The 19,209-nt window shown below is 73.6% G+C and carries 14 protein-coding genes; 4 read left to right on the forward strand and 10 right to left on the reverse strand.

Going from position 1 to position 19,209, the window contains the following annotated elements; translation table 11 throughout:
• Positions 1–71: 71 nt before the first annotated feature.
• The 4 genes from ISOVA_RS11090 to ISOVA_RS11105 form a co-directional block, all read right to left on the reverse strand.
• The gene (locus ISOVA_RS11090; RefSeq protein ID WP_013839315.1) at positions 72–1,268 is read right to left on the reverse strand and encodes a Gfo/Idh/MocA family protein; all 1,197 of its coding nucleotides are present in this window, start codon (positions 1,266–1,268) and stop codon (positions 72–74) included.
• Between the two features lie 29 nt (positions 1,269–1,297).
• Complete coding sequence (locus ISOVA_RS11095) at positions 1,298–2,353, reverse strand: substrate-binding domain-containing protein (protein WP_013839316.1); 1,056 nt, start codon at positions 2,351–2,353, stop codon at positions 1,298–1,300.
• Positions 2,354–2,439: 86 nt separating this feature from the next.
• Entirely contained in the window at positions 2,440–3,450 is a 1,011-nt protein-coding gene (locus ISOVA_RS11100) for an ABC transporter permease (protein ID WP_013839317.1), read from the reverse strand.
• Positions 3,447–5,072: a sugar ABC transporter ATP-binding protein gene (locus ISOVA_RS11105; RefSeq protein ID WP_013839318.1), complete on the reverse strand. Its 1,626-nt coding sequence runs from the start codon at positions 5,070–5,072 to the stop codon at positions 3,447–3,449. The genes ISOVA_RS11100 and ISOVA_RS11105 overlap by 4 nt, the downstream gene beginning before the upstream one ends.
• An 82-nt stretch (positions 5,073–5,154) precedes the next feature.
• Here ISOVA_RS11105 and ISOVA_RS11110 point away from each other — a divergent pair, with 82 nt between their 5' ends.
• Both ISOVA_RS11110 and ISOVA_RS11115 read left to right on the forward strand, forming a co-directional pair.
• A complete protein-coding gene (locus tag ISOVA_RS11110) occupies positions 5,155–6,336 on the forward strand; it encodes an ROK family protein (protein ID WP_013839319.1) in 1,182 nt (393 codons plus the stop codon).
• Between the two features lie 80 nt (positions 6,337–6,416).
• A complete protein-coding gene (locus tag ISOVA_RS11115) occupies positions 6,417–7,082 on the forward strand; it encodes a ThuA domain-containing protein (protein ID WP_013839320.1) in 666 nt (221 codons plus the stop codon).
• 1 nt (position 7,083) lies between these two features.
• On the opposite strand, the gene ligA is transcribed toward ISOVA_RS11115, so the two are convergent.
• The gene (gene ligA / locus ISOVA_RS11120) at positions 7,084–9,543 is read right to left on the reverse strand and encodes an NAD-dependent DNA ligase LigA (protein WP_013839321.1); all 2,460 of its coding nucleotides are present in this window, start codon (positions 9,541–9,543) and stop codon (positions 7,084–7,086) included.
• A 54-nt stretch (positions 9,544–9,597) separates the two neighbouring features.
• On the opposite strand from ligA, the gene ISOVA_RS11125 reads away from it, so the two are divergent.
• Positions 9,598–11,757, forward strand: coding sequence for a prolyl oligopeptidase family serine peptidase (locus ISOVA_RS11125; protein WP_013839322.1), 2,160 nt, complete (start codon positions 9,598–9,600; stop codon positions 11,755–11,757).
• Between the two features lie 9 nt (positions 11,758–11,766).
• Here the strand turns inward: ISOVA_RS11125 and ISOVA_RS11130 are convergent, their stop codons facing one another.
• The 3 genes from ISOVA_RS11130 to ISOVA_RS11140 all read right to left on the reverse strand — a co-directional run bounded on the left by ISOVA_RS11130 (position 11,767) and on the right by ISOVA_RS11140 (position 16,107).
• On the reverse strand, positions 11,767–14,244 hold the full coding sequence (locus ISOVA_RS11130; RefSeq protein ID WP_013839323.1) for a glycoside hydrolase family 65 protein: 2,478 nt from the start codon (positions 14,242–14,244) through the stop codon (positions 11,767–11,769).
• Entirely contained in the window at positions 14,241–14,981 is a 741-nt protein-coding gene (locus ISOVA_RS11135; protein ID WP_013839324.1) for an HAD family hydrolase, read from the reverse strand. Before ISOVA_RS11135 ends, ISOVA_RS11130 begins: the two co-directional genes overlap by 4 nt.
• A 97-nt stretch (positions 14,982–15,078) precedes the next feature.
• Positions 15,079–16,107, reverse strand: coding sequence for a uroporphyrinogen decarboxylase/cobalamine-independent methonine synthase family protein (locus ISOVA_RS11140; protein WP_013839325.1), 1,029 nt, complete (start codon positions 16,105–16,107; stop codon positions 15,079–15,081).
• Positions 16,108–16,230: 123 nt separating this feature from the next.
• Here ISOVA_RS11140 and ISOVA_RS15605 point away from each other — a divergent pair, with 123 nt between their 5' ends.
• Positions 16,231–16,767: an ester cyclase gene (locus ISOVA_RS15605; protein WP_013839326.1), complete on the forward strand. Its 537-nt coding sequence runs from the start codon at positions 16,231–16,233 to the stop codon at positions 16,765–16,767.
• Positions 16,768–16,777: 10 nt separating this feature from the next.
• On the opposite strand, the gene mnmA is transcribed toward ISOVA_RS15605, so the two are convergent.
• Together mnmA and ISOVA_RS11155 are read right to left on the reverse strand one after the other, a co-directional pair.
• On the reverse strand, positions 16,778–17,896 hold the full coding sequence (gene mnmA, locus ISOVA_RS11150) for a tRNA 2-thiouridine(34) synthase MnmA (RefSeq protein ID WP_013839327.1): 1,119 nt from the start codon (positions 17,894–17,896) through the stop codon (positions 16,778–16,780).
• On the reverse strand, positions 17,893–19,158 hold the full coding sequence (locus tag ISOVA_RS11155; protein WP_013839328.1) for a cysteine desulfurase family protein: 1,266 nt from the start codon (positions 19,156–19,158) through the stop codon (positions 17,893–17,895). Before ISOVA_RS11155 ends, mnmA begins: the two co-directional genes overlap by 4 nt.
• Positions 19,159–19,209 lie beyond the last annotated feature (51 nt).

Consider the following 19,209-nt stretch of genomic DNA (forward strand, 5'->3'; position numbering starts at 1 on the left):
CGCCGACCGTGCGCTCCGGTCGTCGGGCACCCCGCGGCCCCGGGGTGCCCGACGACGGTTGTGGTGGCGGGTCAGGTCAGGTCGACCCACCCGCTGTGGTTCTCCGAGCTGCGCTCGACGGCGTCGAGCACGCGCTGGACCGCGAGCCCGTCGGCGAACGACGGCGTGGGCTGGCGCCCCGCCGCGAGGTCGCCCACCAGGTCGACGACCTGGTGCGTGAAGGCGTGCTCGTAGCCGAGGCCGTGCCCCGGGGGCCACCAGGCGCCCGCGTACGGGTGCTCGGGCTCGGTGACCACGATGCGGCGGAAGCCCGCCGTCTTCGGTTCCTCCTGGGCGTCGAAGAAGTGCAGGAGGTTCATGTCCTCGAAGTCGAACGCGAGCGACCCCTTGGACCCGTTGATCTCGAGCCGGATCGCGTTCTTGCGGCCCCAGGCGAAGCGGGTCGCCTCGAACGTCGCGAGCCCACCGCCCGACATCCGGCCGAAGAACACCGCGGCGTCGTCGACCGTGACCGGACCCGTGCCCTCCCCCGCCTCGCCCGCGAGCCCCGCGAACGAGGACGGGAGGGGGCGCTCCTTGACGAAGGTCTCGAGCGTGCCGCTCACCCCGACGACGGACTCGCCGGTGATGAACTGGGCCAGGTCGACCACGTGGGCGCCGATGTCGCCCAGCGCGCCCGAGCCCGCCTTCGCCTTGTCGAGGCGCCACGACAGCGGCGCGCTCGGGTCCGCGATCCAGTCCTGCAGGTACTGCGCGCGCACGTGCCGCACCTGGCCGATCCGGCCGTCGGCGACCAGCGTGCGGGCGAGCTGGATCGCCGGGACGCGGCGGTAGGTGAACCCGACCATCGCGTGCACGCCCCGCTCGGCCGCCTTCTCCGCCGCGGCGACCATCGCCTCGGCCTCCGCGACGGAGTTGGCGAGCGGCTTCTCGCACAGGACGTGCTTGCCGGCCTCGAGGGCGGCGATGGCGATCTCGGCGTGGGTGTCACCCGGCGTGCAGACGTCCACGAGGTCGACGTCGTCGCGCGTGACGAGCTCCTTCCAGCTCGTCACCGCGTCGTCCCAGCCGAGCCGGTCCGCCGCGGCCCGTACGGCCTCGGCGTGCCTGCCGGCCACGACCCGCATGCGCGGCGCCATCGGCAGGTCGAAGAACCGCGGTGCGGTCCGCCATGCCTGCGAGTGGGCGGCCCCCATGAAGGCGTACCCGACGAGGCCGACACCCAGCGTGGGCTTCCCCTCGGTCTGCTCGTCCGTCCGTTCGCTCATCACCCCTCCTCTCGTGCGCGTTCGTCAGGTCAGGACCGGAAGCCGAGCTCCATGTACTGGTCGACGTTGTCCGCCGTCACCACCGGGGCGTGGAGCTGGATCTCGCGGGGCACGCCGGCCGAGACGAGGTCGCTCATCTCCTTGTTCTGGGCGATGAGGCGGGCCAGCTTGATGCCGTCGGCGGCCTGCGTCGACGGGTAGATGACCGTGGCCTCGAGGACCGAGTCACCGGCCTTGATGTGCTCCATGACGTCGAGCGAGCCGGCGCCGCCGACCATGAAGAACTCGTCGCGGCCCGCGTTCTCGATGGCCGCGAGGACGCCGACGCCCTGGTCGTCGTCGTGGTTCCAGATGGCGTCGATGTGCGGCTCGGCCTGCAGGAGGTTCGACGTCGCCGTCTCGCCGCCCTGGATGGTGAAGTCGGCGGCCACCTGCGTCGAGACGGAGAGCCCGCACTCGGACAGCGCGTCGGCGAAGCCCTGGCTGCGTTCCTGCGTCAGCGGCAGGTTGGCGATGCCCTGGATCTCGGCGACGACGGCGTCAGGGTTGTCGCCCAGGCGCTCGCAGATGTAGGTGCCGGCGCTCACGCCCATGCCGTAGTTGTCGCCGAGGATCGTGGCGCGCGAGGCGAACGGGCTGGACAGCTCGCGGTCGACGTTGATGACCGGGATGCCGGCCTCCATCGCCTGGAGGGCGACGTCCGTGAGCGCGTCACCGTCGAAGGGCAGCAGCACGATGGCGTCGACGCCCTCGTTGATGAACTGCTCGATGTGGCTGATCTGCATGTTGACGTCGTTGGTCGCCTCGGCCTGGCGCAGCTCGATGTCCTCGTACTGCTCGGCGGTGTCGAGCGCGGCGCGGGTGATGGCACCCATCCAGCCGTGGTCGGCGGCGGGGGCCGAGAAGCCGATGGTGACCGTGTCGCCGGGGTCGTCGTTGCTCGACGCGGCACCCGCGTTCTGGCTCGTGCCCTCGCTCTCCTCGGCGGGCGGCTCGTTGCTGACGCACCCTGCGGCGAGCAGGGCGACGGTGGCCGCGGCCACGGAGGCGCCGAAGGCGCGGTTGCGGGTCATTCGTGCGGACATGTGTATCTTCCTCGATTCGGTCCGTGCTGGGTGGGGATCGTTGGGGTCGGTGACCGCGCGCGGGCGCGCGGGTCGGGTCGTGGGGATCAGCTGGATTTCGTGCTGTTGGCGAAGCGCTGCTGGAGCATGACGGCGCCGACGATGATGAGGCCCTTGACGACGTTCTGCGCCGACGTCGACATGTTGTTGATCGTGAAGACGTTGGTCAGCGTGGTGAGGATGAGGACGCCGAACACGGAGCCGACGATCGTGCCCCGGCCGCCGATGAGCAGCGTGCCGCCGATGACCACGACGGCGATCGCCTCGAGCTCGTAGAGCATGCCGTGCGTGGACGTGCCTGCCGTCGTGCGGCCGAGCATCATCACGGCGGCGATGCCGGCGGTCAGGCCGGCGAGCCCGTAGATGTAGAGCGTGTGCCGGCGGACGTTGATGCCCGCCAGGCGCGCGGCCTCGGCGTTGCCACCGATCGCCACGGTGCGGCGGCCGAACGTCGTGCGGTTGAGCAGGATCCATCCGGCGACCGCGACGGCGGCGAAGATCCAGACCAGGACGGGGATGCCCAGGAAGCTGGCCCCGAAGAAGTCCGAGAACCCGCCGACCGTGATGCGCTGGGTCTGCCGGTTGGAGATCATCTCCGCCAGGCCACGGGCGCTCGCCAGCATCGCGAGCGTCGCGATGAATGGCACGACCTTGCCGTACGCGATGACCACCCCGTTGACGAGGCCGGCGACCGTGCCGACGACGAGCGCGGTGACCACGATGATGAGCCAGTGCGTGTTCTCGGCCATGGTCTGGGTGGCGAGCGTCGTCGCCCACACGGTCGCCAGGCCCATGACGGACCCGACGGAGAGGTCGATGCCGCCCGAGGTGATGACGAACGTCATGCCGACACCCAGGACGCCGATGACGGCCGCGAGACGCAGGATCGTCAGCATGTTGCCGAGGTTGGCGAAGCGGTCACCTCCGGTGATGATGCCGACGGCGCACAGCAGGAGGAGGGCGACCACGAGCCCGAGGTTGCGTCCGACGGACCCGCCCAACCACGAACGTCGCTCGGTCGAGGACTCGGCCGGCCTGGCGGCCGTGGTTTCGCTCACGCGACACTTCCTTCCATGACGAGATCGAGCACGCCGTGCTCGTCGATGTCCTGCGCGGGTGCGCGGTGCACCACGCGGCCTTCCGAGATGACGAGCACGTTGTCGGCGAGCCCGAGGACCTCCGGGATCTCGCTCGAGACGACGACGACCGCATTGCCGGCGTCGGCGAGCTTGCGGATGAGCGCGTAGATCTCCGCCCGGGCGCCGACGTCGACGCCGCGCGACGGCTCGTCGAGCAGCAGCACGTCGCACCCGTGGACGAGCCAGCGTGCGAGCAGCGCCTTCTGCTGGTTGCCGCCCGACAGGGTCCGGGCGGCACGATCGACGCCGCGCGGGCGCAGGTCGAGCGCCTCGGCCTGCTCCTTGGCGGCGTTCCGCTCGGCGCGCTCGTCGAGCCAGCCGGCCGTGGCCATCCGCGCGAACGTCGAGAGCGTGATGTTCTTGTAGACCGGCTCGTCGAGCAGGAGCCCCTGGCTCTTGCGCTCCTCGGGCGCCAGGCCGATGCCTGCCGCGACCGCGGACGGGACCGAGCCCGGGCGCAGCCGCTTGCCGTTGACGACGACGGTGCCGCCGGTCGCCTTGCGGGCGCCGTAGATCGTCTCGAGGATCTCCGAGCGCCCGGAGCCGACGAGGCCTGCGAGGCCGACGATCTCGCCGGCCCGCACCTGGAACGAGACGTCCGAGAACGTGTCGTCGAGGGTCAGGCCGGTGACCTCGAGGCGCACCGGCGCGTCGTCGGGCACGCCCGGCCGCGCCGGGAACGCGTACTCGACCGTGCGCCCGGTCATGAGCTTGATGAGCTCGTGCGTGGGCGTCGTCGAGACCGGCAGGTTGCGACCCACGGTGCGCCCGTCCTTGAGGACGGTGATCCGGTCGCCGATGCGGCGGATCTCCTCGAGGCGGTGCGAGATGTAGACGATCGCGATGCCCTGCGCGGTGAGCTCGTCGACCACGCGGAAGAGGTTCTCGACCTCGCCCGCGTCGAGCACCGCGGAGGGCTCGTCCATGATGATGACGCGCGCGTCGTGCGACAGGGCGCGGGCCATCGAGACGATCTGCTTCCCGGCGGCGGACAGGCGCCCGACCTCCATGTGCGGCGAGATCTCCGGGTGACCCAGTCGCCGCATGAGCTCGCGCGTGCGCTTCGCGGCCTCGCGACGCTGCGTGAAGCCGCCTCTCGCGAGCTCGTGCCCCAGGTAGATGTTCTCCGCGACGGTGAGGCCGTCGACGACGTCGAGCTCCTGGTACATCGTCGCCACGCCGTGCTTGAGCGCCGCGACGGGGTGGGGGATCGAGATCTCCTCGCCGTCGAGCAGGATGCGCCCGGCGGTGGGCTGGTGGGCGCCGGCGAGCACCTTGATGAGCGTCGACTTGCCGGCACCGTTCTGTCCGAGCAGGCAGTGCACCTCGCCGGGCAGGACGTCGAGGTCCACGCCGTCGAGCGCCTTCGCACCCGGGAAGTGCTTGACGATGCCCTCCATGCGCAGGAACGGCTCCTGCAGGGCGCCGTCGCGCGAGGGCGTGTCGGCGGGACGTTCGGTGGTGGAGGCGGCGGCAGGGTCGGTCGTGGGACCGGTGCCGTGCCGCGGCGTCGGGGCGTTGAGGGGGTCTGCATCGACCATGCGCTCAAAAGTAGGCGGGCTTTTGACGCGCGTCAAGCAAAAGTTGCCCGCAAGTTGGTGGAGGTCGTGGTTCACTAGTCTCATGGAGGAACTGACCAAGTTCGCTCCGCGCCCCAACGGTGCGGGAGAGATGTTCCAGCTGCTCCGCGACGGCAGGCCCCGCACGCGCTCGGACCTCGCCGCGGCGACGGGACAGGCACGGTCGACGATCGCCGCGCGCATCGACGCGCTCATGGCGGCCGGTCTCGTCGTGCCCGCGGGCGAGGCCAGCTCCACGGGCGGCCGCCCGCCCGCGACGTTCGCGTTCAACCCCGACGCCAAGGTCGTGCTCGCGGTGGACCTGGGAGCGACGCACGCGCACCTCGCCGTGACCGACCTCGCCTCGCGCGTGCTGGTCGAGACGGACCAGCTGCTGCCGATCGCGGAAGGGCCCGACGTCGTGCTCTCGTGGGTCAAGACGGCCGGCGACAAGCTCCTCGCGTCGGCCGAGCGCGAGCTCTCGGACCTCGCCGGCGTCGGCGTCGGCCTGCCGGGACCGGTCGAGCACTCGACGGGCCGCCCGATCAACCCGCCGATCATGCCCGCGTGGGACGACGTCGACGTGCCGGGCATCCTGCGGTCCCACTTCAAGGCGCCCGTGCTCGTCGACAACGACGTGAACATCATGGCGCTGGGAGAGCACCGCGCGGCGTGGCAGGACGTCAACGACCTGTTCTTCCTCAAGGTCGCCACGGGCATCGGCGCCGGCATCATCGCCGACGGCGCGCTGCGCCGGGGCGCGCAGGGCGCCGCGGGCGACGTCGGCCACATCGCCGTGCCCGGGGCCGCCGCCGTCCAGTGCCGGTGCGGCAACGTCGGCTGCCTCGAGGCCGTCGCGAGCGGTCAGGCGATCGCCGCGACGCTCGCGGAGCAGGGCCTCGAGGCGCGCTCGAGCGCCGACGTCGTCACGCTCGTGCGGTCCGGCGAGCTGGCCGCGAGCACCGCGGTGCGCCAGGCCGGCCGGGACATCGGAGCCGTGCTGGCGGCGTGCGTGAGCATGCTCAACCCGTCGATCGTCGCCATCGGCGGCATCGTCGCCGAGGCCGGGGAGCACCTCATCGCGGGCATCCGCGAGGTCGTGTACCAGCGGTCGCTGCCGCTGGCGACGCAGCACCTGCGCATCGTCACGTCGCAGACGCGCGGCGAGGCCGGCGTGCTGGGTGCGAGCGCCATGGCCGTCGACCACGTGCTGTCGCCCGAGGCGATCGACGCGTTCGTCGCGTGACCGCCCGCCGGAAGGCTGTTGACGCGGCCCCCGGGTGGGTACAGCATCGTCTCGACGACGACCGACGCCGGGGAGGGTCCATGTCAGGTCCGGAACGCCGTGTCCTGGTGGTGCAGGGGGGCTGGGAGGGGCACGCGCCCCTCGAGGCGACGGAGCTCTTCCTCCCGTTCCTCAAGGAGTCGGGCTTCGACGTCACGGTGACCGACAGCCTCGAGGTCTACGCCGACCAGGACTACATGTCGCGAGTCGACCTCGTGGTCCAGTGCTGGACGATGGGCGACATCCTGCCCGACGAGATGCGCGGGCTGCGGACCGCCGTCGCGAACGGCACCGGCCTCGCGGGGTGGCACGGCGGGATCGTCGACTCCTTCCGCATCGCCACCGACTACCTGCAGATGACCGGCGGCCAGTTCGCCGCCCACGCGCACGACATCATCGACCACACCGTCGAGATCGTGCCCGAGCGCGCCGACCACCCGATCGTCGCCGGGCTCGGCGACTTCGCCCTGCACTCCGAGCAGTACTGGGTGCTCACCGACGCGTACAGCGACGTGCTCGCCACCACGACGATCCACCCGCGCGAGGGTGACCCGTGGCACGAGCCCGTCACCGTCCCCGCGGTCTGGACGCGACGCTGGGGCGCCGGCAAGGTCTTCGTCTGCACCACCGGGCACCAGCTCGCCGACCTTGAGGTGCCCCAGGTCCGCACGCTCGTCGAGCGCGGGATGCTCTGGGCGAGCCGCTGACTCAGGCCTCGAGCGCGGCCGGTCCGCCCTCGAGCAGGCGCACGAACTGCGCCTCGTCGAGGATCGGCAGGCCGAGGTCGCGGGCCTTGGTCTCCTTGGACCCGGCGTTCTCGCCGACGACGACGTAGTCGGTCTTCTTCGAGACCGACCCCGCCGCCTTGCCGCCCGCGGCAACGATCGCCTCCTTGGCGCCGTCGCGGCTGAAGCCCTCGAGCGACCCGGTGACGACCACGGTGAGCCCGGCGAGCGGGCCGCTCGGCCCTTCCTCCGCCCTGGCGGCCATGGCCTCCGGGCCGGGGTGGCCCGGCGTGGAGAACCGCACCCCGGCGGCCGCCCACGCCTCGACGATCTCGCGGTGCCAGTCGACCGTGAACCACTCGACGATCTGGTCGGCGATGACGGGCCCGACGCCCTCGACCGCGGCGAGCTCGTCGCGCGAGGCGGCACGGATCGCGTCGAGCGAGCCGAACCAGTCCGCGAGCGCCCGCGCCGCGACCGGCCCGACGTGGCGGATGTTGAGCGAGACGAGGATGCGCCACAGGTCCTTGGTCTTGGCCCGCTCCAGCTCCTCGAGGAGCTTGACCGCCTGGGCCGACGGCTCGAACTCCGGCAGGGTCTCCCCCGCCTCCTCGGCCGCGAGCCGCGCCGCCCTGCTGTGGGTGACCTTCTTGCGGAACGGTGCCCGACGGCGGGCCACGCCGTCGTCGTCGACCTTCGGCAGGCCGGTCTCGGCGTCGCGCACGACGACCTCGATGGGCAGGAGCTGCTCGAGCGTGAGCGAGAAGAGGCCCGCCTCGGTGCGCAGCGGCGGCGTCTCGGGCACGTCGGGCTGCGTGAGCGCCGCGGCGGTGACCTCGCCGAGCGCCTCGATGTCGAGCGCGCCGCGCGAGCCGATGTGCTCGACGCGGCCGCGCACCTGCGCCGGGCAGGACTCGGCGTTGGGGCAGCGCAGGTCGACGTCGCCCTCCTTCATGGGCCGCAGCGGCGTGCCGCACTCGGGGCACTCGGCGGGCATGACGAAGTCCTCGCGGGGGTGGCCGTCGTCGGCCAGGGCGGTGACGGGGCCGAGGATCTCGGGGATGACGTCGCCGGCCTTGCGCAGCACGACCATGTCCCCGATGCGGACGCCCTTGGCGCGCACCACGTCCTGGTTGTGCAGCGTCGCCTGCCGCACCGTGGAGCCGGCGACGGTGACGGGCTCCATGACGGCGTACGGCGTCGCGCGACCCGTCCGGCCCACGCCGACCTGGATGGCCACCAGGCGCGTGGTCACCTCCTCGGGCGGGTACTTGTACGCGATCGCCCAGCGGGGGGCGCGGCTGGTCGAGCCGAGGCGGCGCTGGTCGGCCAGCGCGTCGACCTTGACCACGATGCCGTCGAGCTCGTGCTCGATGTCGTGCCGGTGCTCGCCGAAGTGGTCGATCATCTCGAGCACGCCGTCGATCCCCTCGACCACCCGGTTGTGGGGCGAGACGGGAAGGCCCCACCGCCCGAACAGCGTGTACACGTCCGACTGCCGCTCGAGCTCGGCGTGCTCGCCCTCGGTCCACTGCAGCGCGCCGACGCCATGGACGTAGAGCCGCAGGGCCTCGATGCGCGCGACACCCGCCTCGAGATCGAGCCCGTCCTTCTTGTCCAGCAGCTGCCGCAGCCCGCCGGCGGCCGCGTTGCGCGGGTTCGCGAACGGCGGGAACCGGCGCAGCGCGGCGACGCGGGCGCGCTCCTCGTCGAAGGAGCGCGACGCCGCCGACCGGGCTCCGGCGCGCTCCCGCGCGTCGGCGACGGCCCGCTCGCGAAGCCGGGCCTGGAGCTCGTTGAGCCGCTCGAACGCCGAGACGGGGATGAAGACCTCGCCGCGCACCTCGACGACGTCAGGAAGGTCGTCGCCCTCGAGACGGTGCGGGATCTCCGCGATCCGCAGCGCGTTCTGGGTGACGTCCTCGCCCGTGCGCCCGTCGCCGCGCGTCGCGGCGCGCACGAGCCGGCCCTTCTCGTACAGCAGCGCGATGGCGAGGCCGTCGATCTTCACCTCGGACAGGTACCCGACGTCGCCGCCCCCGACGCCGAGGTCCCGCGCGACGCGGGCGTCCCAGGCCCGCAGCTCGTCCACGCTGAAGACGTTGTCGAGCGACAGCATGGGCTCGAGGTGCTCGACCGTCGCGAAGCCGGCCGCGGCCCGGCCGCCCACGCGCTGCGTCGGCGACTCGGGCGTCACGAGCGCCGGGTGCGCCGCCTCGAGCGCCTCGAGCTCGCGCAGGCGCGCGTCGTACTCGGCGTCGGAGACCTTGGGCGCGTCGAGCTCGTAGTACGCGCGCTGGTCCTCCTCGACGAGGGCCACCAGCTCGGCCCAGCGGCGCCGGGCCGCGGCCTCGTCTCGGGCGGTCTCGTCTCGGGCGGCCTCGGCGAGCGCGGTCGGGTCGAGCGCGGTCGGGTCGGCGGCGGGGTCCGTCGTCTCGGTCACGGGACCATCATGGCCCGTCCCACCGACACGCGCGGGCGGGCTAGGGTGCCTGGCATGAGTGCCGAGCCCGTCGCCACGCCAGCCACCGCACCCGTCCGGATCGACGTCGGGCAGGCCGACCCGTACGCCTGGCTCGAGGAGGTCGAGGGCTCCGACGCGCTCGACTGGGTGCGCGAGCGGAACGCGCACGCGCACGCGACGCTCGCCGCGAGCGACGACTTCGCGGCCACCGAGGCCGCGATCCGCGAGGTGCTCGACTCCGACGACCGGATCCCCGAGGTCTCGCGGATCGGCGAGCACCTCTACAACTTCTGGCGCGACGCCGCGCACGAGCGCGGCGTGTGGCGTCGTACGACGCTCGAGTCGTACCGCACCGCGGACCCCGAGTGGGAGACGGTGCTCGACCTCGACGCGCTCGCCGCGGCCGAGGACGAGAGCTGGGTGTGGCACGGTGCGTCGGTGCTCCGCCCTTCGGCGGAGGAGCTGGCCACCGGGGCGCCCTGGCGCCGCGCGCTGGTGGACCTCTCCCCCGGCGGCTCGGACGCCGACGTGACGCGCGAGTTCGACCTCGTCGAGAAGCGGTTCGTCCCGGCGTCGGAGGGCGGCTTCACGCGACCGCTCGCCAAGGGCGGGCTCGCCTGGGCCGACGAGGACGCCGTGTACGTCTTCACGGACTTCGGCCCCGGCACGACGACGCCGTCGGGCTACCCGCGCGTCGTCAAGCTGTGGCGGCGCGGCACGCCGCTCGCGGACGCGGTCACGGTCTACGAGGGCACGGCCGACGACATGTACATCGCGGGCCGCCGCCTGCGGACGCCCGGGTTCGAGCGCGACGTCGTGACCCGCTCGATCGCGTTCTACCGCTCGGAGACGTTCCTCGTCGACGCCGTGGGCACGCCCGCCCAGCGGCTCACGAAGATCGACGTGCCCGAGTCGGCCGAGGTGGGCTTCCACCGCGAGTGGCTGCTCGTCGAGCTCCGCGACGACTGGGACGTGGCGGGCCGGACGTACCGCGCGGGCTCGCTCCTCGCCGCCCCCGCCGACGACTTCCTCGCCGGCTCACGCGAGCTCACGGTGCTGTTCGAGCCGACGCCGACGACGTCGCTCGTGGGCGCCTCGTGGACGCGGCACCACCTGATCGTCAACGTGCTCGACGACGTCAAGAACCGGCTCCACGTCCTCACGCCCCCCGAGCTCCCCGCCGAGCCCGGGGCGCCGTGGACCCGCTCGGAGCTGCCCGTGGGAGGCGAGCTGCTCACGGTCGGCGTGCGCGCGGTCGACGCGGTCGAGAGCGACGACGCGTGGGTCGTCACGACCGGGTTCCTCACGCCGTCGACGTTCTCGCTGACCACCGTGGCCGGCCCGGGCGACACGCCGGCCGAGGCCGAGGTGCTCAAGTCCGCGCCCGCGTTCTTCGACGCGTCCGGCATGGTCGTCGAGCAGCACTTCGCCACGTCCGACGACGGGACGCGCGTGCCGTACTTCGTCGTCGGGCGCGAGGACCTCGTGCGCGGGGGCACGCGCACGGCTCCCACGCTGCTGTGGGGGTACGGCGGGTTCGAGCACCCGATCCTGCCCGGGTACTCCGGGACGACCGGCCGGGCCTGGCTCGAGCGTGGCGGGGTCTACGCCGTCGCGAACATCCGCGGCGGCGGCGAGTACGGGCCGGCGTGGCACCAGGCTGCGCTGCGCGAGAAGCGCCACCGTGCGTACGAGGACTTCGCCGCCGTCGCGCGCGACCTCGTCGCGCGCGGCATCACCTCGCCGGAGCACCTCGGCATGGAGGGGCGCTCGAACGGCGGTCTGCTCGCGGGCAACATGCTCACGCAGTACCCCGAGCTGTTCGGCGCGATCATCGTCGGCGTCCCGCTGCTCGACATGAAGCGCTACTCGCACCTGCTCGCGGGCGCGTCCTGGATTGCCGAGTACGGCGACCCGGACACCGACGACTGGGAGTTCGTCCGGACGTTCTCGCCGTACCACCTGTTCGACCCGGCGCGCGACTACCCGCCCGTGCTGTTCACGACGTCGACCAAGGACGACCGCGTGCACCCCGGCCACGCGCGCAAGATGGCCGCGCTCATGCTCGACGCCGGCAAGGACGTCACGTACTACGAGAACGTCGAAGGCGGTCACGGCGGGGCGGCGAACAACGCCCAGGCCGCGCACATGGCGGCGCTGCACTGGACGTTCCTGCGCGAGCGCCTCGCCTGAGCCGCTCGCTCAGGAGTGGGGCACGCGGGCGGTGATGAGCGTGCCGTCCTCGCGGCGGTTGCCCGACAGCGCCCGCAGGCCCGGCACGCCCGTCCGCACCGGGCCGTGCCCGTCGAGCGCGACGCGGGTCGTCTCGCCCGGGACCACCTTGACGAGCTCGCCACGCACGCCGACCTGGGCGCCCTCGCCGGTCTCGGCCTCGAACTCCAGGGCGTCGCGCAGCACCGTCACGCGCAGCCGCGAGCCGTGCCACGCGACGCGGAAGGTCAGGGACTCCCATCCCTCGGGCAGGCGCGGGTCGAACGTCAGCAGGCCCTCGTAGTCGCGCATGCCGCCGAACCCGTACGCGAGCGCCGACCACGTGCCGCCCGCCGAGGCGACGTGCACGCCGTCGGTCGCGTTGGCGTGGAGGTTGGCCAGGTCGACGAACAGCGCCGAGAGGAAGTACTCCATCGCGAGCTCGTGGTAGCCCACCTCGGCGGCGACGATCGACTGCACGACGCCCGAGAGCGTCGAGTCGCCGGTCGTCAGCGGGTCGTAGTACTCGAAGTCGGCGAGCTTCTCCTTCTCCGTGAACTCGTGGCCCTGGAGGAACAGCGCGAGCACGACGTCGGCCTGCTTGAGCACCTGGTACCGGTAGATGACGAGCGGGTGGTAGTGCAGCAGCAGGGGCCGCTTCTCGGGCGGCGTCGCCGCGAGGTCCCAGATCTCGCGGTCGAGGAAGTGCGCGTCCTGGGGGTGGATCCCGATCGCCTCGTTGTACGGGATCGTCATGTGGTCGGCCGCGTGGCGCCAGTGCTCCACCTCGTCCTCGTCGAGGCCGAGACGGTCCGTCATGAGCCGGTGGTCCTCCGGGTACGCCTCCCGGAGCCGCTCGACCGCGGCCACGGCCGCCCGCAGGTTGAAGCGGGCCATGACGTTGGTGAACAGGTTGTCGTTGACGACCGTCGTGTACTCGTCGGGGCCCGTGACGCCGTGGATGTGGAAGTTGTCGTCGCCGTTGGCGCGCCAGAAGCCGAGGTCGGCCCACATGCGCGCCGTCTCGACCAGCACGTCGATCGCCTCGCGGCGCAGGAAGTCCTCGTCGCCCGTCGCGCGGACGTACTGCACGAGCGCGTACGCGATGTCGGCGTCGATGTGGTACTGCGCCGTGCCGGCGGCGTAGTACGCCGACGCCTCCTCGCCGTTGATGGTCCGCCAGGGGAACAGCGCGCCCTTCTGCGACAGGTCGCGTGCCCGCCGTCGGGCCGCCTCGAGCATCTGGTAGCGGAAGCGCAGCGCGTTGCGCGCGTACCGCGGGCTCGAGTACGTGAGGAACGGCAGGACGTAGATCTCGGTGTCCCAGAAGTAGTGCCCGCCGTACCCGGTCCCGGTCACCCCCTTGGCCGGCACCCCGTTGCCCTCCGCGCGCGCGGTCGCCTGCGCGAGCTGGAAGAGGTTCCACCGCACCGCCTGCTGGATCTCCGGGCGCCCCGGGATCTCGACGTCGGAGCGTGCCCAGAAGTCGTCGAGCCACGCGCGCTGCTTGGCGAACTGGGCACCGACGCCCTGGGCGCGGACGCGGTCGAGCGTGCGGCGGCAGCGGTCGACGAGCTCGCGGCTGGGCACCCCGCGCGACGTGTGGTAGGCCACGACCTTCGTGAGGCGCACCGGCCGGCCGGGCTCCGCCTGGACCCGGAAGACGTGCTTGGCGAGGTCCGGGTCCTCCTGGTGGCGCACCTCCCACTCGTTGTCGGTGGTGAGCTGGTGGTCGGCCGCCACGGCGAGCGTCATGCCCGAGTTCGTGCACTTGTACGCCAGGACGAGACGGTTGTCGTCGCCCCACTGCGTCTGCGGCTGCAGCACGCGCTCGGAGAACTGGTTTGCCTTGCGCGGGTCGAAGCCCTCGCCCATCGCGGCGGACGGCACATGGTACTCGTCCTGGCCGTCCTGCCGGTTGAGGATCTGCGACGAGATCGCGATCGGGGCGGCGGCGTCGAGCATCTCGACCTCGAACGTCATCACGGCGAGGTGCCGCTCGACGAACGAGACCATGCGCTCCGTGCGCAGCCGCACGGCCTTGCCGCTCGGGGTCCGCCACGTGATGTCGCGGCGCAGCACGCCGTCGCGCAGGTCGAGCGAGCGCTCGTAGCTGCACAGGTCGGCGACCGTGAGCAGCAGCGGCTCGTCGTCGACGTAGAGCCGGATCACCTTCGTGTCGGGGACGTTGACGATCGTCTGCCCGACGCGGGCGAAGCCGTAGGCCTCCTCGGGGTGACGGATGGGCCACGTCTCGTGGAAGCCGTTGATGAACGTCCCGTGCGTGTGCGAGTCACGCCCCTCCTCGACGTTGCCGCGCATGCCGAGGTAGCCGTTGCCGACCGCGAAGAGCGACTCGGTCACGCCCAGGTCCTTGACCGAGTACCGCTTCTCGACGAGCCGCCACTCCTCGGCGGGGAACCGGCTGCGGTCGACCGTGCTGCGCTCGTCCTTCGTCCGGCGGATCATGCCCGGCCCTCCCCCGCGGCGTGGTCGAGCACGCTCGCGTCGAGCTCGTCCAGGTCGGTGACGACGACGTCGGCCCCGTGCTCCCGCAGCGCCTGCGCCCCGACGCCGCGGTCGACGCCGACGACGAGCCCGAAGCCTCCGGCGCGGCCCGCGGCGACGCCCGAGACGGCGTCCTCGACGACGACGGCCTGGCCGGCCGGGACGCCGACGAGCTCGGCGGCGCGCACGTAGGTGTCGGGGGCGGGCTTGCCCGCGAGCCGCTCGCGCGCGGCGACGTTGCCGTCGACGACGACCTCGAACCGGTCGGCGAGCCCCGCCGCGGCGAGCACCGTGGGGGTGTTCCGCGACGACGACACGACGGCGACCCGCGCGCCCGCCGCGGTCACGGCGTCGAGGAACCGGACCGAGCCCGGGTACGGCTCGATCCCCTCCTCGGCGAACATCCGGTTGACGATCTCGTCCTTGCGGTTGCCGAGCGCGCACACCGACCCGTCGCCGGGCGCGTCGTCGGGCGAGCCCCACGGCAGCTCGACCCCGCGCGACGCGACGAACGCGGCGACCCCGTCGTAGCGGGGGCGGCCGTCGACGTGCGCGAAGTAGTCGGCGTCGGTGTAGGGGGCGACGCCCTGCTGGGAGCACCACGGCGCGAAGAGGCGCTCCCACGCACGCATGTGGAGCGCGGCAGTCGGGGTCAGGACGCCGTCGAGGTCGAACAGGACGGCTCGCAGCCCTGGCATGGGTGTCCTTCCGTACGGTGTCCGGGTCGGGAACGCACCCCGGCCCACGGCCGCGAACCAGGCTACGCCCGGGGACCCGTGCGGGGAAACGCTGAGGTCAGGCCGTCGCGCGCTCGGCGAGGACCTCGGCGACGCGGCCGAGGTTGGCCAGCTCGGCGCGGTGCTCGTCGGTGCTCGCGAGCGCCGCGCGCGGGGACGCGAGGAGCGTCACCCCGTCGAGCCCGGACGCCGGCAGCCCGACCCGGCGCCACGGCTCGGCGACGAGCGACACGAGCTCCCCGAGCTGCGGCCCGGAGCACTGCGACACCGTGGCGGGCGGCAACCCGGCCCAGAGGCCGAGCCCGCGCTCGGTCGCGCGCGCGACGAGCTCCCACGCACGCTCGTTCCACCCGACGGCCCCGACGTCGAGGCCGAACGCGTCGGCGCCGGCGAGCGCGACCGGCGGGATCCCGACCCACGTGGAGCCGAGGTGCACGACGACGGAGGCACCGGCGTCGTGCACCGCGTCGACCACCGGGCGCAGGCCGTCGACGACCTCGGGGCCCGGGACCGCACGGATCCGCGAGAAACCCGAGAAGGTGGGCAGCACGCCCGCGTGCACCTGGCCCAGCAGCGGCTCGGCGAGCTGCACGACGACGTCGGCGCCCGGCACCTGCTCGCGCACCTCGGCGACGTGGCCGCGCACCCCCTCGGCGAGCGCGAGCGCGAGGTCGCGGCGCGCGCCGTGGTCCGCCAGGACGCGGTCGCCGCGGGCGGCCCACAGCTCGGCCGCGAGCGTCCACGGGCCGGTGACCTCGACCGCGAGCGGACCGGCGTACCCGACGGCGGCGACGGCGAGCGCCGCGAGGTCCTCGCGGCGCAGCGTCTCGGCGCGGCGCTCGTCGTGGCCAGGTCGGTCGGCGAGCTTCCAGCCGTGCGGCCCGAGCTCGACCGGCAGCTCCTCGAGCAGCGCCGCCGCGCGACCGACCGGGTCCGCGCCCGGACCCCGTGCCGTGAGCTGCACGAGGAAGGGGACGGCGTCCACGCCGGTCGGCAGCGCGGCCAGGTCGCCGAGCACCGTCTGCTGCGCCTCGAGCACGTCCCGCTCGCCCCCGGGCCACGGGCCGTGGCCGCTCACCGCCGTCATGCGTCCTCGCTCTCTGGGCCCGTCACGTCACGGACGGCCCGGTCGTCGCTCTCTAGTCCACGGAGGGCCACCGCCGGCCTGCCCTCGTCATCGAGAGCACGGTAGCCCGACGAAGGAGTCCTCATGCCCGTGCTCACCCGATCGCCCCGTGCGGTCCGCGCCCCGTCCGCCGCGCGCGCCGCGCGGAACGGCTCGCCCGCCGGCTCGCGCGACGGCTCGTCGAACGGCACGGCGGTCGCCGCCGCGCCCGCGGCCAACAAGGCCACCGCGATCCGCGTCCACGCGCACGCCGTGCCCGCCCGGCAGGACGCCGTGCTGCGCGAGCTGCTCGCGCCGGAGTTCCGCAACCACGACGCGCTCCACGGCTGCGAGGGCGGGCTGCAGGCGTTCCTCGCCGAGGTGCGCTGGTTCGACGACGCGTTCAGCGACCAGCAGGTGCGCGTGCTGCACGCCGTCGCCGAGGGCGACCTGGTGGCGCTGCACGTCGAGCTGACTGCCCGGCACACGGGCTTCTTCTGCGGCATCGCGCCGTCGGGCCGGCGCTTCACGGTGCGCGAGATGCACATGGTGCGGTTCGCGGCCGGGCGCGAGGCCGAGCACTGGGCCGTGCGCGACGAGGCCGCGCTCCACAGGACGCTGCGCGGGCTCGCGACCGCGTGAGCCGCCGTGATCAGGCGTGCACCGGCTGCTCGCGCCACGCGCGCGCGACCGTCGCCTGCCCGAGCACCCGCGTCCCGGCGTACACGACGGCGGACTGACCCGGCGCGACGCCGCGCAGCGGGCGGCCGGTGAGCCGGACCTCCAGGCCGGACGTGCCGTCGTCGGACATCGGGAGCGCCCGGACCTGCGCCGGCACGGGCGCGCCGTGGGCCCGCACCTGGAGCTCGGCGTCGGTCCACCCGCTCGGCGGCTGCGTGAACCAGACCGCGCCGCCGCCTGCGATGCGGTCGACCGAGAGCAGCTCGGCCGGGCCGACGACGACCGTGTTGGTGTCGGTCCGCACGTCGACGACGTAGCGCGCCCTGCCGTCGGGGGCCGGCCGGCCGAGGCCGAGGCCCTTGCGCTGGCCGACCGTGAACGCGTAGGCGCCGTCGTGCTCGCCGACGACGGTGCCCTCGGTGTCGACGACCGCGCCGGGCCGCGAGCCGAGCCGCGAGCGCAGGAAGCCGCGGGTGTCGCCGTCGGCGACGAAGCAGATGTCGTACGAGTCGGGCTTGGCGCTCACCGAGAGGCCGCGTCGCTCCGCCTCGGCGCGGACCTCGGCCTTCGACGCGAAGCCGCCGAGGGGGAACATCGCGCGCTCGAGGCGCTCCGGGCCCATGACGGCGAGCACGTACGACTGGTCCTTGTCGGCGTTGGGCGAGCGGTGCAGCTCGCGCGTGCCGTCCTCACGCGTGACGATCCGCGCGTAGTGGCCGGTGGCGACCGCGTCGAAACCGAGCGCGGTCGCCTTGTCGAGCAGCGCCTCGAACTTGATGTGCTCGTTGCACCGCACGCACGGGTTGGGCGTGCGGCCCGCCTCGTACTCGGCCAGGAAGTCGGCGACGACGGTCTCCTCGAACCGCTCGGACAGGTCCCACACGTAGTACGGGATGCCGAGCACGTCGGCCGCGCGCCGCGCGTCGGACGCGTCCTCGATCGAGCAGCAGCCGCGCGAGCCCGTGCGGAACTGGTCGCGGTTGCGGCTCAGGGCCATGTGCACGCCGACGACGTCGTGGCCCGCCTCGACCGCGAGCGCCGCGGCCACCGCGGAGTCGACGCCGCCCGACATGGCGGCGAGGACCCTCACGCGGCACCGCCCGCGACGGCGCGCGGCGAGGCCAGGCCCGCCGCCCGCGCACGGTCCACGACCTGGGGCAGCACGGCGAGGAGCCGCTCGACGTCGGCGCGCGTCGACGTCGCGCCGAGCGAGAAGCGCAGCGCGCCGCGCGCCTCGACCTCCGGCACGCCCATGGCGAGCAGGACGTGGCTGGGCTGCGGCACGCCCGCCTGGCACGCGGACCCCGTGGAGGCCTGCACGCCCGCCGAGTCGAGCAGGTAGAGCAGCGAGTCGCCCTCGGCGCCCGGGAACGTGAAGTGGGCGTTGCCCGGCAGCCGGGCGGGGCTCGAGGCCGGCGTGCCCGACGACGGTGCCCCGGTCACGGCGGCCGGGTCCGGTCCGCGCAGCACGGCCTCGGGCGCGGCGCGGCGCACGCCCGCGACGAGCTCGTCGCGCAGGGCCGCCATGGTCGCGGCGCGCTCCTCGCGGTGCTCGACCGCCTCCGCCACGGCCGCGGCGAACGCGCGGATCGCGGGCACGTCGAGCGTGCCCGACCGGACGCCGCGCTCCTGGCCGCCGCCGTGCAGCACGGCCTCGAGCGGGAGGTCGCGGCGCGCGACGAGCGCGCCGACGCCCACGGGTCCGCCGAGCTTGTGGCCCGTGAGGGTCAGCGCGTCGACGCCCGAGGCGGCGAAGTCGACCGGGACCTGCCCGACGGCCTGGACCGCGTCCGTGTGGACCGGGATCCCGTGCTGGTGCGCGAGGCGCACCACCTCGCGCACCGGCTGCAGCGTGCCCACCTCGTTGTTGGCCCACATGACCGACACGAGCGCGACCTCGTCGGCGTGCGCGGCGAGCTCGGCGCGCAGCGCGTCGAGGTCGAGCCGGCCGTCGCCGTCGACCGGGAGCAGGACGATCTCGGCGCCCGCGTGCCCCGCGAGCCAGAACGCCGGGTCGAGCACGGCGTGGTGCTCGACGGCGGAGACCAGCACCCGCGTGCGTCGCGGGTCGGTGCGGCGCCGGCCCCAGAAGACGCCCTTGATCGCGAGGTTGTCCGACTCGGTGCCGCCCGCGGTGAAGACCACCTCGCTCGGACGCGCGCCCAGCGCGGCCGCGACGGTCTCGCGCGACTCCTCGACCGCGCGCCGGGCGGCCCGGCCCGCGGAGTGCAGCGACGACGCGTTGCCCGTCCGGCGGGCCTCGGCGACGAACGCCTCGAGCGCCGCGGGCGACATGGGGGTCGTCGCGGCGTGGTCGAGGTAGGCGCCGGGGTCGGGGGCTGTCACGGTCATCCAGTCTACGAACCGCGCGGGCGGGCCCGGGCGGCCGCCGGCGATCAGCCG

The organism is Isoptericola variabilis 225, assembly GCF_000215105.1.
Classification (GTDB): domain Bacteria; phylum Actinomycetota; class Actinomycetes; order Actinomycetales; family Cellulomonadaceae; genus Isoptericola; species Isoptericola variabilis_A.